At 64.5% G+C, this 15,143-nt stretch carries 13 protein-coding genes; 5 read left to right on the top strand and 8 right to left on the bottom strand.

Going from position 1 to position 15,143, the window contains the following annotated elements; translation table 11 throughout:
* Positions 1–438 precede the first annotated feature (438 nt).
* Both IB268_RS13985 and IB268_RS13980 read left to right on the top strand, forming a co-directional pair.
* A complete protein-coding gene (locus tag IB268_RS13985) occupies positions 439–2,445 on the top strand; it encodes a hypothetical protein (RefSeq protein WP_192352451.1) in 2,007 nt (668 codons plus the stop codon).
* Positions 2,432–3,274: a hypothetical protein gene (locus IB268_RS13980; RefSeq protein WP_192354392.1), complete on the top strand. Its 843-nt coding sequence runs from the start codon at positions 2,432–2,434 to the stop codon at positions 3,272–3,274. The genes IB268_RS13985 and IB268_RS13980 overlap by 14 nt, the downstream gene beginning before the upstream one ends.
* Positions 3,275–3,436: 162 nt before the next feature.
* Here IB268_RS13980 and IB268_RS13975 read toward each other — a convergent pair whose 3' ends face one another.
* Positions 3,437–3,832: a hypothetical protein gene (locus IB268_RS13975; RefSeq protein ID WP_192354391.1), complete on the bottom strand. Its 396-nt coding sequence runs from the start codon at positions 3,830–3,832 to the stop codon at positions 3,437–3,439.
* Positions 3,833–3,944: 112 nt separating this feature from the next.
* Between IB268_RS13975 and IB268_RS13970 the strand changes: the two genes are divergently transcribed.
* Entirely contained in the window at positions 3,945–4,841 is an 897-nt protein-coding gene (locus tag IB268_RS13970) for a LysR family transcriptional regulator (protein WP_192328118.1), read from the top strand.
* Positions 4,842–4,888: 47 nt separating this feature from the next.
* On the opposite strand, the gene IB268_RS13965 is transcribed toward IB268_RS13970, so the two are convergent.
* From IB268_RS13965 to IB268_RS13935, 7 genes are all read right to left on the bottom strand, one after another.
* Entirely contained in the window at positions 4,889–6,283 is a 1,395-nt protein-coding gene (locus tag IB268_RS13965; RefSeq protein ID WP_088140897.1) for a M20 family metallopeptidase, read from the bottom strand.
* Positions 6,280–7,251, bottom strand: a complete 972-nt coding sequence (locus IB268_RS13960) for an ABC transporter ATP-binding protein (protein ID WP_119449426.1) — start codon at positions 7,249–7,251, stop codon at positions 6,280–6,282. Before IB268_RS13960 ends, IB268_RS13965 begins: the two co-directional genes overlap by 4 nt.
* Entirely contained in the window at positions 7,248–8,237 is a 990-nt protein-coding gene (locus tag IB268_RS13955; protein ID WP_192354390.1) for an ABC transporter ATP-binding protein, read from the bottom strand. The genes IB268_RS13960 and IB268_RS13955 overlap by 4 nt, the downstream gene beginning before the upstream one ends.
* Positions 8,238–8,239: 2 nt before the next feature.
* On the bottom strand, positions 8,240–9,151 hold the full coding sequence (locus IB268_RS13950; RefSeq protein WP_082401168.1) for an ABC transporter permease: 912 nt from the start codon (positions 9,149–9,151) through the stop codon (positions 8,240–8,242).
* A 1-nt stretch (position 9,152) separates the two neighbouring features.
* Positions 9,153–10,070 carry an ABC transporter permease gene (locus IB268_RS13945; RefSeq protein WP_054456461.1) on the bottom strand — a complete coding sequence of 306 codons (918 nt, stop codon included), beginning with the start codon at positions 10,068–10,070 and terminating at the stop codon, positions 9,153–9,155.
* A gap of 65 nt (positions 10,071–10,135) precedes the next feature.
* The gene (locus IB268_RS13940; RefSeq protein ID WP_119449429.1) at positions 10,136–11,707 is read right to left on the bottom strand and encodes an ABC transporter substrate-binding protein; all 1,572 of its coding nucleotides are present in this window, start codon (positions 11,705–11,707) and stop codon (positions 10,136–10,138) included.
* An 88-nt stretch (positions 11,708–11,795) separates the two neighbouring features.
* Positions 11,796–12,467 carry a GntR family transcriptional regulator gene (locus IB268_RS13935; protein ID WP_225588818.1) on the bottom strand — a complete coding sequence of 224 codons (672 nt, stop codon included), beginning with the start codon at positions 12,465–12,467 and terminating at the stop codon, positions 11,796–11,798.
* Positions 12,468–12,752: 285 nt separating this feature from the next.
* Between IB268_RS13935 and IB268_RS13930 the strand changes: the two genes are divergently transcribed.
* Entirely contained in the window at positions 12,753–13,949 is a 1,197-nt protein-coding gene (locus IB268_RS13930; protein WP_175162877.1) for an alanine--glyoxylate aminotransferase family protein, read from the top strand.
* Positions 13,950–13,973: 24 nt separating this feature from the next.
* Complete coding sequence (locus IB268_RS13925) at positions 13,974–15,026, top strand: serine hydrolase (protein ID WP_175181259.1); 1,053 nt, start codon at positions 13,974–13,976, stop codon at positions 15,024–15,026.
* Positions 15,027–15,143 lie beyond the last annotated feature (117 nt).

Below are 15,143 nucleotides of genomic sequence, written 5' to 3'. Positions count from 1 at the left end.
GTCGAGCAGGCAAGGGATTGCCTGCCGGTACATGGGCCGCAGCCGCCAGGCGTACTAGAAGAGCAGGCACAGCGCGAGCGCCAGCAGCAGGCGTGCCAAGCGGTATCGATGGTGACGGCACTGCGCATGCGGCCACCAAGACTGGGGGCGCGCAAGCTGCATCATGTGCTGCGCGAGACGGGGATCAAGGCCGGCCTTATTCCTCTCTTCCAATGCTCTTCTACCAGGGGTCTTTCATCAGATCACAGGAGTACAACAAACGGACCGCTGTGTACTGCTTGTCATCCTCCATTTTGGGTATGGATCACGTCGCCCGCTTGCCCTACCTTTTTCTGTACACACGACCGTGGCTCAGCTGACCTCGATTCCGAACAGATCGTGTGAGCCTCCCTTGTAGAGATTAATCTGCGCTGAAAACTACACGCCTGGGAAATAACATTGATAGAGTCATATTTTTCAATCGCCGATGGCAGTTCTAAAGATGCGTTCATCGTCCTGATTCGTGGCGCAAAGCTCTTGACGCTTGCACGGGATCAATTGCGGGAAGCATCCAATGCCGCAATACAATTGCACGGGATAATCTTTGCGACCCCCGCTTTCTATAATCCAGGCTGGTCCTTCCACCTCGACCCCGCCTCGATTGCATTCCATGCTGATCCGCAGAGTTCTTGTGACACCACTTTGTCCGATGTGGAACACTTGCTAAGCAAAGAGGATAAGAAGCTGCCCACGGGAAGTCGATGTTCCTTTCGGCATGTCAGAATTGTCGCGGAAGTGGAACCACCCTCAAAGCGACCTTTGCGCCGGCCCAGTGACGATGAGCTGTCGGCAACGGCGAAGGAACTGTTTTCAGCCTTTGGTCTTCCGGTAACTTCATCGGGCTGGGCTGCTCGCCTCGACGCCGATTTGGCCTCGGAGGCTTCCCTTAGTTCTGCTGAGATTTCGAAGCGCATTGCCACGTTAAATCCGCGGTGGACTGAAATGTACGTTCAGGACGTTCGCGCCGCACTGGGCGGCCTGGAATCTGACCTGCGATATTTTGACGACCTACGCTTTAGACTTACCAACCAAGTGTTGGACTTAAAGGCGTTAGATGACGCTCTGCGCATTCACAATGACGAGATCGCCGCTGGCTACTACACCGTAGCATCAGAAATTTCAAAATCTGAGTTTGAGGCTGCTGGGGAGCAAAAGGCGGGGTACGAGGCGGCCAGTGCAGAATATTCAAAACTGTTTCAGAACCCCGAGGCCGTCGAAGCATTTACTGACCCGCAGCGAGCCGCACAACTCCGCGCAGTTTCCGCAACGGCGCTTGTCTACTCTCCGTATCAGGACCTGCATGACCAGTTTTCTAAAGGACAAATGGTCAGGTGGGCGCATGGTTGGAACACTCCCGATGTGCCTACTCCTCTACCTAAGGGAAATGTTGGAGATTCCCCTACCGACACGCCTACACTTGTGTACTACGCTACGCGGAAATCCGCCGTCTGTGAAATCTCGGCGGCCGCGGTCAGCGTGACCGGTGGCCGCCTTCTAGCGGAAGCCGGCGCTAAGGCAGCGAAGGCATCTTTCGAAGCTAAGGCGCGGGCAGCGAACTGGGCCGCGGATGACATAAGCTTCCGACGAGATAGAGCAAAAGTCCAAATAGAGCTTCGCGAGCTTAGACGACAAGCGATTGATTCGTGGGGAGGCCCATTAAATTTGACGGAAAAGTGCCTGACTATCAGGAAAAGGTTCATCGATCTGCTTGCCGAAACCGTCGCACGTGCGGAGGTGATCGCATCCACGCTCCAATCCCTCTATGGCGTGGTATGGTCCCTCCCGCCACCCAAAATTGACGGTTGGGACGATGCCGCCGGGAGTTACCTCGCTGCGCTACAGGCTTGGTACGCAGATCTGGACACGGCTCTTTCACGAATGCAAGAGCGAGAGTCTGCTCTGATTGTTGCCATTTCGATGAGGAATAGCGCTTTGAAAGAATTCGAAGCGGCAAAGGTTGCATTGAAGACAGGGAAGAGCCCTAGCCTTTTAGTCGGCTTCAAAATTCCTTCTCAACGGATTGGCGATCTTCGCGGCGCGAGAGTTCGCGCAGTTAGCATTTCAACCATAGAGAAGGTGTCAGATTACTCGGATAGTTGGCACGGTAGGATTCGGCCGCCAATTTCCGCTGTCTCCATCGATCTGCATGGAAACCGTCACTCAATCTCTCAAAATGATCCCTTTGCCGCTGGGGTGGGGAGGATTCTGTCGCGAGCGAACCCTCGTCAGCCTGATTCTGTCGGCACCATCTTCCGTAATTGTTGCCCCACGTCTGATCTAACCAAACCCGACGCTGCATCGACGTGGACGCTGGAAATTGCCGCCTTTTCGGTTCTTGGAAAGCATGCTTACGAGCTCGAAGACGTAGTCGTAGAAGTTGTCGTAACCGGCCTTGTTCCCTACTAGCATGCTGCGAATTCACCCTCTCGACGATGACGCGGGAGATGATGGAGGATGGGATAATGAGTCCCCAGACGATGACGCGTCCGAATCTCCTTATCCGGGAGATGATTATCCCGGCAGCGACTATCCAGGCGAATATACGTCCGACGAGGACATTTCTGATGCCGATTACGAACGATATGAATCGGTCGGTGACTACTATTACGAAAGCGGGGTTACCTCCAACACCTTGAGCCTTGGCTCAGCGCCCGCAACCGATGAAGACTCGTTAGATGAATGGGAAGGCCCGCATGAAGCACCAGAAAGAGGGGATATGCCGGGAGCATCTCCACATGCCGGACAGTCCACGATCAGCTCGGCTCCTAGCACAATATCTTCAACGTCCAACCCGGAGATGCTCCCTTGGTCCAACGCGAAATACTCTGTGCAAGTTTCGAATGGGATTGGATGGGGCTTCGGCTATGCCTTTTTCCTCGGACCTTCTGCGACATTCCAATACTACGGATCTGCAGGGAAAAGAGAAACTGAACTGGGGGCAGGCGGATTCCTGGGTATATTTGGCATGGGTGGGTTTATCGCACCACCCAGCCCGATTCCCAGTGTGACTCTTAATGTTCAGTTGTACCCCCGCAGCTCAAATATTGCGGAGATCAATACCGGTTGTGTTCGCTCCGTCATGGTGGCGCTTCCTTTTGTGAGCCTGCAAGTATCGGAAACACAGTTTGGCAACGGGCTTCCCTACGATCTTTCTCTTTCCATCGGCGTCTCCGTCGGCGTGGGCATTTTCGGTGGCGTGTCATGCGGCGCTACGTTTAAGTCCCCTTCGCTATAGCGCCTATGTCGAGCGGTTCAACAGGACCGTACGCTGCGAATGGATGTTTTGGAGTAGTACGAGCGCCAATTCAAAGATCTGAAAGAGGCGTACGGCGCAGCGATGGTGAAGTGCCGCGCGGAAGAGTTGTTGTCCTGAGGGGCAATTGCGCTCGCCGGGCCGTCAAGCCCAGGTTTCTTGCAGATACATCCATTGCGGCTGGCCGCCGGGCTGGACGACAAACAGCGCTGTCGCCCGGCGCTGGGTCGCGCCCGCGCTCCAGGCGTGGCGTTCACGGTAGCTCAGCAAGACCGAATCCGCGCCGGCGTGCAGCACGGCCAGCTCGTCGATGTCGATCTTCAAGCCGGGGCGGGAGCCGCGCAATCTGCCGAACAAGGCCGGCAAAGCCTCCGCGGGCAGACGCTGACCGTCGGCGGCGATCATGCTGAAGCCGGGCGCAAAATCCTTGAGCAGGGCGGTCAGCTGTGTATCCGGGGCATCGGGCGAGCCGATCCAGCCTTCGATACGGGCATGGACGTCGACAGCCAGGCGCAGGCAATGGGATGAAAGGTCGGACATGGGTGGGATTCCTGGAAAGGGAGCGCCATTCTAGGAGCCAGGTTGTTCCCGAAAAACGACCTATCGATGGATATACTGTTCGTGTTTTTTTGACAATTAATCCAGGCCTTCCATGATCAATCTGAATCGTCTGGCGATGTATGCGGCGGTGGCCGAGGCCGGCTCTTTTACCGCGGCGGCCGATGCGCTGGGCACGACCAAGGCGGTGGTCAGCTTCAACATCAAGCAGTTGGAACAGGAGCTGGGCGTGGCGCTGCTCACGCGCAGCACTCGGCGGTTGGCGCTGACCGAGGCGGGGGAAGGCTTTTACGGCCACTGCGCGCGGCTGCTGCGCGAAGCCGAGGCCGCGGTGGACGAGGCGCGTTCCGGCCAGACGGCGCTGTCGGGCAGCCTGCGCGTGACGGCGTCGGTGGACTACGGCAACCGGGTGGTGGCGCCGGCGCTGGCGGCATTCGCGCGCGCGCATCCCGCCTTGCGGGTGGGCTACCGCGCCGGGTCCGCGCATGCGGACCTGATCGCCGAACGGCTGGACCTGGCCATACGGGTGGGGGCGCTGGAGGATTCCAGCTACCGGGCCACGCGCATCGGCCAGTTCAGGCTATGGATCGTGGGCAGTCCGGACCTGTTGGCGCAGCACGGCGCGCCGCGCACGCCGCAGGCGCTGGCGGCGCTGCCCTGGCTGGCCAACCGGCCCGGCCGCAGCGACCGTTGGCGGTTGACCGACAGCAAGGGGCGCGAGCACGAGCTGCGCGTGGCGCCGGTGGCGCAGGCCGATACGGCCTCGGCGCTGATGGCATTTGCCGAGGCCGGATGCGGCGTGGCCGCGCTGCCGGAGTGGCTGCTGGAAGAGCCTTTGGCGCGCGGCACATTGCAACGCCTGCTGCCTTCGTATGCGCTGCCGCGCCTGGAGGTCTACGCCGTGTATCCCGACACCCGCCACGTCAGCGCCAAGGTCCGGCGCTTCATCGATTTCCTGCGGGAGCGGCTGGTGCCGTCCGGCAAGCCTTAGGGGCGGCGCATGGTCCTTTGCATGCGAACATGCTGGGGCCTCGCGTCTCAGCGCTCCAATGCCGGCGTGCCGCCCGCGCCCAGATCCCAATACAGTCCTGTCATCAGGCTCAACGCCTGCCGCAGCAAGGCCGGCGGCAAGTGTTCGTTCGGCGCGTGCTGGGAACAGCCTGGATAGGAGTGCGGCACCCAGATCGTGCGCAGGCCCAGCACGTCGGTGAAGATGTCGTTGGGCAGAGAGCCGCCCAGGTTGGGCAGCACGGCGGTCTTGGCGCCGGAGGTGCGTTCCAGCGAATCCACCGCCCAGCGCACCCAGGCGTCGTCAGGGTCGATGCGGGTGGCGCGGAACATGTTCTCGCGCGTCAGCGTGATCTGGACCATGGGGAAGCCCTGGCGGTCCAGATGGCGGCGCAGGGCGGGGACCAGGTCGTCCGGATCTACGCCCACCACGAAGCGCAGCTGGCAGCGGGCCCAGGCGCGCGGCGGAATGGCGTTGACGGGCGTGTCGGGATTGCCGGTCTTGTAGGCCAGCACCTCGAACGAGCACCAGCCGAACACGCGCTCTGCCGGCGACAGCCCCGGCTCGCCCCACCAGGGTTCGATCTCGGGACCATCGGCGCCACCGTCCACCTGGCAATCGGCAAGGGCGCGCCGCACCGCGGCGGGCAGTTCGCGCGGCACCCATTCGGGGATGCGGATCTGGCCGGTGGGCGAAACCAATGTGGAGATGGCGTGGGCCAGCTGGATGCCGGGATTTGAGATCAGGCCGCCCCAGTTGCCCGAGTGGTGGCCGCCCGCGCGGGCCTCGATGCTCAAGTCGAAGTTCAGGCTGCCGCGCGCGCCCAGGAAGATGGTGGGGCGTTCCGCGCTCAGGCGCGGGCCGTCGGAGGCGATGAGCAGGTCCGCCGCCAGCAGCGCCCGGTGTTCCTCGCACAGGTCGCGCAGGCCCATGGAGCCGGTTTCCTCGCCCATCTCGATCAGGTACTTGGCGTTGAAGCCCAGCTTGCCGCGCGTCTCCAGCACCAGTCGCAGCGCTTCCATGTTGATGCTGTGCTGGCCTTTGTTGTCGGCGATGCCGCGGCCATACCAGCGGCCCTCGGCTTCGGTCAGCGCCCAGGGCGACAGGCCTTCCTTCCATTCCTTTTCCAGGCCGCGGATGACGTCGCCATGGCCGTAGCCCAGCACGGTGGGCAGGGCCGGATCCTCGATGCGCTCGGCATACAGGAACGGCGCGAGCGCCTTCGGGTGCGTCAGCGTGCGGCAGGTGAAGCCCAGCGCTTCGAAGGCGGGCCGGATCTCGGCTTCCAGGTAGGCCGCGAGTTCGGGCGCGCGCGCCGGGTTCTGGCTTTCGGTGGGCTGGGCCAGGCGGCGAGCCAATAGCGCGCGGAAGGCGCCGGAATCAAAACACTGTTCCGCCTGGGCGATGGCTTGTGCGCGGGTCATGATGGCTGGACTCCGTTGGAGGTAGGGGGATAGAGGTGGCAGGCCACCACGGATTGCTCGCGCCGGACCAATGCCGGGCGTTCGGTCTTGCATTGCGCCATGGCCTGCTGACAGCGCGGGTGGAAGGGGCAACCCGAGGGCGGACGCAGCGGATCCGGGAATGACAGGCCCAGGCCCATGTCGGGTATGCCCAGTCCGGGTTCGGGCGTCAGCACCGAGGCCAGCAGCGCCTGTGTGTAGGGATGGCGCGGATCATGGAATAGTTGCGCCGTGGCCGCGGATTCCACCACCCGGCCCAGGTACATCACCGCCACGTGGGTGGCGATGTGCTCCACCACCGCCAGGTTGTGACTGATAAAGACATAGGTCAGGTTGAATTCGCGCCGCAGGTCCATCAGCAGGTTCATGATCTGCGCCTGCACCGACACGTCCAGCGCCGAGGTCGGCTCATCGCAGATAACGATCTCGGGATGCATCACCAGCGCGCGCGCAATCGCCACGCGCTGGCGCTGGCCGCCGGACAGCTGGCCTGGCGTGTTGTGGGCCAGCCGGGGCGGCAGGCCCACGCGCTCCAGCATCTCGATGGCCTTGTGCTGTTTCGGATTGGGAATGCCGTGCACTTCCAGCGGCAGCGAGACGATGGAGGCGATGGAGCGCCGCGGATTCAGCGACGAATATGGATCCTGGAAGATGGGCTGGACGCGGCGGGCGAGCGCACGCCGGCCCAGGTTGCGGATGTCCTGGCCGTCGAGCCGGATCGCCCCCTCGGTGGGCGGCGTCAGTCCCAGCAGCATGCGGGCAAGCGTGGATTTGCCGCAGCCGGATTCGCCCACGATGCCCAGCACCGCGCCGCGTTCCACGGCCAGGTCCACGCCGTTGACGGCGTGCAGCGTGCTGCGTGGCCGGAACATGCCCGACCGGATCGAGAACTGCCTGCTGACGGCCTCGGCTTGCAGCAAGGGGCTCATGCCAGGACTCCTTCGGATTCGAGGATGCAGCGCCATTGCTGGCCGGATGCGGCGCCGTGTACGGGTACCTCATGGCGGCATTGCGGCTGGGCGTGCGGGCAGCGGTCGCGGAAGGCGCAGCCCTGCAGTTCGCCCACCAGCGCGGGCACGACGCCCGGGATGGTGCCCAGCGCCTCGCCGGGCGGCGTGCGCCCAGGCACGGGGATACAGCCCAGGAGCCCCTGAGTGTAGGGATGGCGCGGCGAAGCGAACAGTTCCGCCACGGGTCCTTCTTCCACGATCTGGCCCGCGTACATCACCGCGACCTGGCGCGCGATGCGCGCGACCACGCCCAGGTCGTGGGTGATCAGCACCATGGCGATGCCCAGCTCGGCCTGCAGGTCTGCCAGCAGACGCAGGATCTGCGCCTGGATGGTCACGTCCAGCGCGGTGCTGGGCTCGTCGGCGATCAGCAGCTCCGGGCCGCACATCAGCGCCATGGCGATCATCACGCGCTGACGCAGGCCGCCGGAAAGCTGGTGCGGATATTGGGATAACCGCTGCCCGGCCGACGCGATGCCGACTTTCTCCAGCAGCTCCACCGCGCGGTCGCGGGCCTGCCGCGCGCCGGCCTTGCAATGGTGGATGTAGTGCTCGGTCAGCTGTTCGCCGATGGCGTAGGCGGGGTTCAGCGCCGTCATCGGCTCCTGGAAGATCATGGCCATCTTGCTGCCGCGCAGCGCGTTGATGCGCCCGCCGCGCGCGGCGGACAGGTCTTCGCCCAGCACCGCCAGCCGCCGCGTGCTGCGCCGGGCGGCCTTGGGCAAGAGACCCATGATGGCCAGGGAGGTCATGGACTTGCCGCAGCCCGATTCCCCCACCAGGCACAGCGTTTCGCCGCGCCGGACCTGGAAGGACACGTCGCGTACCGCGTGCAGCGGGCCGCGCGGCGTGGCGATGTCGACGGTGAGACCCTGCACGTCCAGCACGATGTCGGTGTCGCTCATGCTCAGGCCCTCTCTTCAGGCGTCAGGAGTTGATGCAGCCCGTCGCCGGCCAGGTTGATCGCGAAGATCAGCAGCGCCAGCGCCGACCCCGGTATGGCGATCAGCCAGAACGAGAAGAACATGTAGGCCTTGGCCTCCGAGATCATCAGGCCCCACGACGGCAGCGGCGGCTGCACGCCCAGGCCCAGGAAGGACAGCGAAGCTTCCAGCAGGATCGCGCTGGCGGCTTCCAGCGTGGCGATCACGATCAGTTGCGGCACCACATTGGGCAGCACTTCGCCCCAGACGATGCGCCAGGTGGACGCGCCCGCGGCCTGCGCCGCGGCCACATATTCCAGCGAGCGCACCTGCTGGGTGGCGCTGCGCATCACCACCGCATAGCGGTCCCACTTGAGCAGCCCCAGCACCAGGATCACGACCCACAGCGAGCCGCCGACGATGGCGACGGTGGCCAGCGCCACCAGGATCACGGGCATGGACAAGCGGGTGGTGATGAGAAACGACACCGCCATGTCGACCTTGCCGCCGAAGTAGCCGGCCGCCATGCCCATGGCCGTGCCGATCAGGCCCGAGATCAGCGCCACGCTGATGCCGATCAGAAGCGAGATGCGCGCGCCGTAGAACAGGCGCGACATGTAGTCGCGGCCCAGCTGGTCGGTGCCCAGCGGGTGCAGCCAGGTGCCCTTGGCGTACCAGACCGGCGGCGCCGTGCGGTAGGCCAGGTCCTGGTAGTAGGGATCGTGCGGCGAGATCCAGGGCGCGAACAGCGCGATCAGCACGATGAGGAGCAGGATGCCGCCGCCGGCCAGCAGCGCCTTGTTGCGGCGCAGCCGCCGCCAGCGCAGGGCGGACGCGGACAGCTCCAGCGGTGCCGGGGCGCCGGAAGCGGACGGGGTCAGGGTAGGCGTGTTCATGTCAGGACACCCGGATGCGCGGGTCCAGCCACGCGTTGGCGATATCGGCGGCCAGGGTCAGCAGCACGTAGAGCACCGACAGCAGCAGCACGATCAGCTGCATCACGGGATAGTCCTTGTAGGTGATGCTCTGGTAGGCCAGGTAGCCCAGGCCGTCCAGCGCGAAGATGGTTTCGATGACGACCGAGCCGCCCAGCAGGTAGCCCAGCTGTACCGCGGCCAGCGCCACCACCGGCACGATGGCGTTGCGCAGCGCGTGCTTGAAGACGATCTTGCGTGCCGGCAGTCCCTTGGCGCGCGCGGTGCGGATGTAGTCGGCGGCCAGGACTTCGATCATGCCGGCGCGGATCAGGCGCATGAAGGCGGGGGCCACGTAATAGCCCAGCGCGATCGCCGGCATCACGAAATGCTGCCAGCTGCCGCTGCCTGACACCGGCAGGATGCGCAGCGATATCGAGAACAGCATGATCAGGATCAGCGCGAAGAAGAAGTTGGGCAGCGCCTGACCCAGCACGGCGATGGCCAGGCATATGCGGTCGATCAGGCTGCCCTTGTACAGCGCGGCCAGCACGCCCAGCGGAATCGAGATCAGAAGCGCGAAGGCCAGCGCGCCCAGGCCCAGCAGCAGGGTGGTCTTGAGCTTGGAGAGGATCAGCGGTCCCGCCTCGGTCTTGAAATACACCGAGGTGCCGAAATCGCCCTGCAGGATGTGCCAGAGCCAGTCCGCGTACTGCACGGCCAGCGGCCGGTCCAGACCGTAGGTCTTGCGGATCATGTCGATGTCGGCCTGGCGCGCGCCTTCGCCGGCCAGCGCCAGCGCCGGGTCGCCGGACAGGTGCAGCAGCAGGAACGCCAGGATCGAGACCGTCAGCGCCACCAGCACCGCCAGGCCCAGGCGCCTGATCGTGAAATACAGCATAGGGCTTCCTCTTCGTTGGACTCACGCCGGCCCGGCGCGATGCCAGGCCGGCGCGGGGCCGCGCCTTACTTCCAGCTCATGTCCCAGAAGCGCACCAGTTCATCCGAATAGGGCTTGAAGTTCAGGTCCTTGGTGGTCACGTAGTAGGCGGGCAGGGTCCACAGCGGCACCGCATAGGCCTTCTGTGCAATCAGGTCCAGCGCCTGCTTGTAGGCGGCCTTGCGCGCGCCGCTCTCGATGGTGTGGTCGCCCTTGTTGAGCAGGTCGCGCACCTGCGGGTCGCGGGTGATGTCGTCGTTGCCGAAGGCGAAGTACACAGGCGTGGACGCGGACACGTCGTTGACCAGGTTGGACGCCCAGGTCTGGTGCGTGAGCGAGGCCTTGTTGGCGCGGATCATGTCGCGCATGGCGGCGTACTGCAGGAAGTTGAGCTTGGCGCGGATGCCCACCGCCTGCAGGTAGTTGATGATGGCTTCGGTCTGGTTGCGCTCGCGATACGCCACCAGGTCGATGTCGAAGCCGTTGGGGTAGCCCGCTTCCGCCAGCAGTTTCTTGGCCTGGGCGGGATCGTACTTGTAGACCGGCGCGCCTTCCTGGGTGCAGCCCGTCTGCGAAGGCGTGCAGATGGTGTTGATGAGACCGCCGCCTTCGCCCACGATGTTCTTCAACATGGCTTCGCGGTCGATGGCGTGGATGATGGCGCGCCGCACGCGTTCGTCCTTGAGCTGCGGCGCGGGCGTGCCTTCCTGGATGTTCATCTGCATGAACACGATGCGCATGGTGTCGCCCGTGACCATCTGCAGCGAGGGCATGCCGCCCAGCTGCTCGGCCTGGTCCTTGGGCACGCTCATGATCAGGTCCTCGCCGCCCGAGATGACCTCGGCCATCTGCGTCTGGCGGTCGGGGATGAAGCGGATCACCACCTTGCCGATCTTCGGCTGGGCCTTGGGCGAATCCTTGAAGTAATCGGCATTGCGTTCCAGCGTGATGGACTTGCCCGGCTGGTAGTCCACCACCTTGTAGGGACCGGAGCCCACCGGCTTGGCGTTCATGCCCTTGGGCCCGACTTCCTGGTAGTACTTGGCCGGATGTATGGCGGCGGTGGTGGACAGGTATTCCTTGGCGCCGGGGAAGGGCTCCTTGGTGGTCAGGCGCACCTTGTACTTGTCGATCTTCTCGACCTTGTCGATCCAGGCCACGTTCTGCTGCGTGACGGCCTTGTTCTTCGGGTCCGCCACGTAGTTCAGCGTGTACACCACCGAATCCGCGTCGAACTCCTCGCCGTTATGGAATTTGACGCCTTCACGCAGCTCGAATTCCATGGTCTTGTCGTCGACCTGCTTCCAGCTCTTGGCGAGCTGCCCCTTGTACTCGTTGGTGACCGGGTCGCGGTAGAGCAGGGTGTCCCAGACGTTGGCGGCGATGATGACGCCGATCCGCACGTTGTTGTAGTAGGGATCCACGCTTTCCGGCGCCTGGTCGTAGGCCATGCGCACGGTGTCGTCCTTCTTGCCGGCCAGCGCTGGCTGGGCCGCCAGCGTGGCGCAGGCCAACAGGGCGGCAGCCAGGGCCTTGAGGGGGAGGGGGCTGCGCCAGGTCGGCGCGGATGCTGCGGGGGTGATGCGGAAATCAGTCATGGTGAGGCTCCTGTGGAAGTCACTGCACGTACTGCTTATCTGCCATCTTGTCGCGGGCGGCGCGGCCCGCTGTGCTGCCTGCGGCGGGTCAGCCGGAATCGGCCGCCGCCGCGGGCGGCTGGGTAAGGGTCTTCAACGCGGCCTCGCACTTGCGCTGCAAGTGCTGGCGCATGATGCCGGCCAGCCGGTCCGCGTCGCGCGCGTCCAGGGCCTCGGCCATCTCGATGTGCTCGCGCATCGCCAGATCCCATTTCTGGCGGTTCTCGTTCGAGACGAAGCGCAGGTTCTGGATGCGCGCGTTCTGGGCGTCATACAGCTGCTTGAGCAGGCTGTTGTGCGCGGCCAGGCTGATGCGTTCGTGGATTTCGCGATTGGTGCGGAAATAGGTGGGGAGGTCGTGGCGCGCGTGGCTGGCCATCATTTCGTAGGTCAGCGCGCGGATCTCGGCGATTTCCTGGTCCGTGGCCCGTTCGCAGGCCAGTCGGCAGGACATGGCCTCCAGCCCGCCGATGACCTCGAAGGCTTCGCGGATGTTCGCTTCCGACAGCGCCACTACCTGCGCCCCGCGGTTCGGTTCGATCTGCACCAGGCCTTCGGCGGCCAGCACGCGGAAGGCTTCGCGCAAGGGGGTGCGGGACACGCCGAGCAGGTCGCACAGGGTGCGCTCGTTCAGCCGCGAGCCGGGCGGGAATTCGCCCTGGATGATGCGTTCGCGCAGTTGCCCGGCCACCGTGGCCGGCAGCGTGCGGCCGTTGCCCATGCCGCGCGCCGCAGGCGGCGGCGCGGTTTCGGCGGCCACGCTGGTGGCGCCGGAATCAGGCATCAGGCTGGAAACGCTGCTCATTGGTATACAAAAATTCCCCGTGTTTTGCGAAACTATAAACCTGTCTTTCCGTATCGCCAGATGGGTGTATACCCTAGGTTATTAACGCAAAAACAATGGGATAGAGTGACGCATGCCGCAAGTCCGCGCGCGGGGAAAGTCCTGCTTGTCTGCCCTGCGCCTTTCGTTGGTATACAAAAATATTCCACTTTGGGACTACGCATGCTTACCCTGAACAGTCATCCGTCCGGCCGGCATTTCCTGCAGATTCCGGGGCCCACCAACGTGCCCGACCGCGTGCTGCGCGCGATCGACCAGCCCACCATCGACCATCGCGGACCCGAGTTCGGCGCGTTGGGCCTGGCGGTGCTGGAAGGCGTCAAGCAGGTGTTCCAGACGCAGTCCCCGGTGGTGATCTTCCCGTCGTCCGGCACCGGCGCCTGGGAGGCCGCGCTGGTCAACACCCTGTCGCCCGGCGACCGCGTGCTGATGGTCGAGACCGGCCATTTCGCCAGCCTGTGGCGCAAGCTGGCGGGGCGGCTGGGCCTGGAGGTGGACTTCCTGGAAGGCGATTGGCGCCACCCGGTGGACGCGGCAGCCATCGCCGCCCGCCTCGCCGAAGACCAGGGGCGCAAGATCAAGGCCGTGTGCGTGGTGCACAACGAAACCTCCACCGGCGTGACCAGCGACATCCCGGCCGTGCGCGCCGCGATCGACGGCGCCGCGCACCCGGCGCTGCTGATGGTGGACACGATTTCGTCGCTGGGCTCCATCGACTACCGCCACGACGAATGGGGCGTGGACGTGACCGTGGCCGGTTCGCAGAAGGGCCTGATGCTGCCGCCCGGCCTGGCCTTCAACGCCGTCAGCGCACGCGCCCTGGCCGCGGCCGACGAGGCGCGGCTGCCGCGCTCGTACTGGGACTGGCGCGAGATGCTCGCCGCCAACGCCCGCGGCTACTTTCCGTACACGCCTTCGACCAACCTGCTTTACGGCCTGCACGAAGCCCTGGCCATGCTGCGCGAAGAAGGCTTGCCGCAAGTCTTCGCGCGCCACCAGCGCCATGCCCAGGCCACGCGCCTGGCTCTGGCCGGGTGGGGGCTGGAGCTGCTGAGCCTGGATCCGGCCGCGCACAGCCCGGCGCTCACTGCGGTGGTCATGCCCCAAGGCCATGGCGCCGACGCCTTCCGCAAGCTGGTGCTGGAACGTTTCGACATGTCGCTGGGGCAGGGCCTGGGCAAGCTCACCGACCGCGTGTTCCGCATCGGCCACTTGGGCCACTTCAACGACCTGACGCTGTGCGGCACGCTGGCCGGCGTGGAAATGGGCCTGGCCGCGGCAGCCGTGCCGCATAGGGCGGGCGGCGTGCAGGCGGCAATGGAATTCCTGGCCGGCTCGCGCGCAAGCGTAGCGGCCTGAGACACACACATAACGAGGGAAACGATGAACACACTCATGCAGCAGGCGATCCAGTTCGCCAACGACCACGAATCCGCCTGGGACCGCAGCGTCAAGGGCAACTTTGGCGTGCACCTGAACGATCCGCCGCCCTGGAACCGCCTGCTGGGTCCCATCCACGACCGCGGCCCGGTGTCGGGCGTGGTGACCGTGCGCGGCGAGACCGTCGCGTCCTGGGGCGAGCCCGAGCGCGCCGACCTGACCTTCAGCGTGGCCAAGCTGTACCTGGCAATCCTGGCCGGCGTGGCCCATGACCGCGGCCTGCTGCCGGACGTGGACGAGCCCGTGGGCAAGCGCGTGCCCGGCATCGGCTTCGACGAAGGGCAGAACGCCGACATCACCTGGCGTCATCTGCTGCAGCAGACCAGCGAATGGGAAGGCGAACGCTTTGGCGTATCCGACCAGGCCGATCGCTATCGCGCCGTCACCTTCGGCGTGCCGCCGGACGGCAAGAAGGGCGAAGCGCGGCCGTTGCAACGTCCCGGCACGTACTGGGAATACAACGACGTGCGTATCAATCAGCTGTCGTATGCGCTGCTGCATCTGTTCCGCAAGCCCTTGCCCGAAGTCTTCCGCGAGGCGGTTACGCGGCCCATCGGCGCCAGCGAAGACTGGCAGTGGGTCGGCTACGACAACGCCTGGGTCGAGATCGACGGCCAGCGCATGCCGTCGGTGCCGGGCGGTTCGCACTGGGGCGGCGGCATGTCCATCAGCGCTCGCGACCAGGCGCTGATCGGTCAGATGCTGCTGAACGACGGCATGGCCAACGGCCGTCGCATCCTGTCCAGCGAGTGGATCAGGGACATGCGCACGCCATGTGCGATTGCGCCGTATTACGGCTATCTGATCTGGCTGAATCATGAAGGCCGCGTGTTTCCTAGCGTGCCGGCTTCCAGCTTCTTTGGCGTGGGGGCGGGTAGCTCGTTTACGTGGGTGGAACCGGAGCGGCAGATGGTGGTGATTGTGCGCTGGCTGAACTCGGCCCACGCCGACGCGCTGTTCGGCAAGATCCTGGAGGCGGTGGACGCTGGGGTCTAGATCGTTTTTGGCTAGGTATTTGATGTGGCGGCTGTAGGCGGCTTCGAGTATGCGGATGTCGGGGTTCTGAACCGCCGAGGCTGCCCTGCGCCATTCCGATGCTCGCCCCGGTGGGGC

The sequence above is a fragment of the Achromobacter sp. ACM01 genome, from assembly GCF_014851745.1.
GTDB lineage: Bacteria > Pseudomonadota > Gammaproteobacteria > Burkholderiales > Burkholderiaceae_B > Achromobacter > Achromobacter aegrifaciens.
This window is presented reverse-complemented; position numbering and strand designations above follow the sequence as displayed.

Excerpts from the sequence above, each read along its gene's own strand:
- IB268_RS13975 (WP_192354391.1), bottom strand. The coding sequence starts at position 3,832 with ATGTCCGACCTTTCATCCCATTGCCTGCGCCTGGCTGTCGACGTCCAT.
- IB268_RS13970 (WP_192328118.1), top strand. The coding sequence starts at position 3,945 with ATGATCAATCTGAATCGTCTGGCGATGTATGCGGCGGTGGCCGAGGCC.
- IB268_RS13965 (WP_088140897.1), bottom strand. The coding sequence starts at position 6,283 with ATGACCCGCGCACAAGCCATCGCCCAGGCGGAACAGTGTTTTGATTCC.
- IB268_RS13960 (WP_119449426.1), bottom strand. The coding sequence starts at position 7,251 with ATGAGCCCCTTGCTGCAAGCCGAGGCCGTCAGCAGGCAGTTCTCGATC.
- IB268_RS13955 (WP_192354390.1), bottom strand. The coding sequence starts at position 8,237 with ATGAGCGACACCGACATCGTGCTGGACGTGCAGGGTCTCACCGTCGAC.
- IB268_RS13950 (WP_082401168.1), bottom strand. The coding sequence starts at position 9,151 with ATGAACACGCCTACCCTGACCCCGTCCGCTTCCGGCGCCCCGGCACCG.
- IB268_RS13945 (WP_054456461.1), bottom strand. The coding sequence starts at position 10,070 with ATGCTGTATTTCACGATCAGGCGCCTGGGCCTGGCGGTGCTGGTGGCG.
- IB268_RS13940 (WP_119449429.1), bottom strand. The coding sequence starts at position 11,707 with ATGACTGATTTCCGCATCACCCCCGCAGCATCCGCGCCGACCTGGCGC.
- IB268_RS13935 (WP_225588818.1), bottom strand. The coding sequence starts at position 12,467 with ATGGGCAACGGCCGCACGCTGCCGGCCACGGTGGCCGGGCAACTGCGC.
- IB268_RS13930 (WP_175162877.1), top strand. The coding sequence starts at position 12,753 with ATGCTTACCCTGAACAGTCATCCGTCCGGCCGGCATTTCCTGCAGATT.
- IB268_RS13925 (WP_175181259.1), top strand. The coding sequence starts at position 13,974 with ATGAACACACTCATGCAGCAGGCGATCCAGTTCGCCAACGACCACGAA.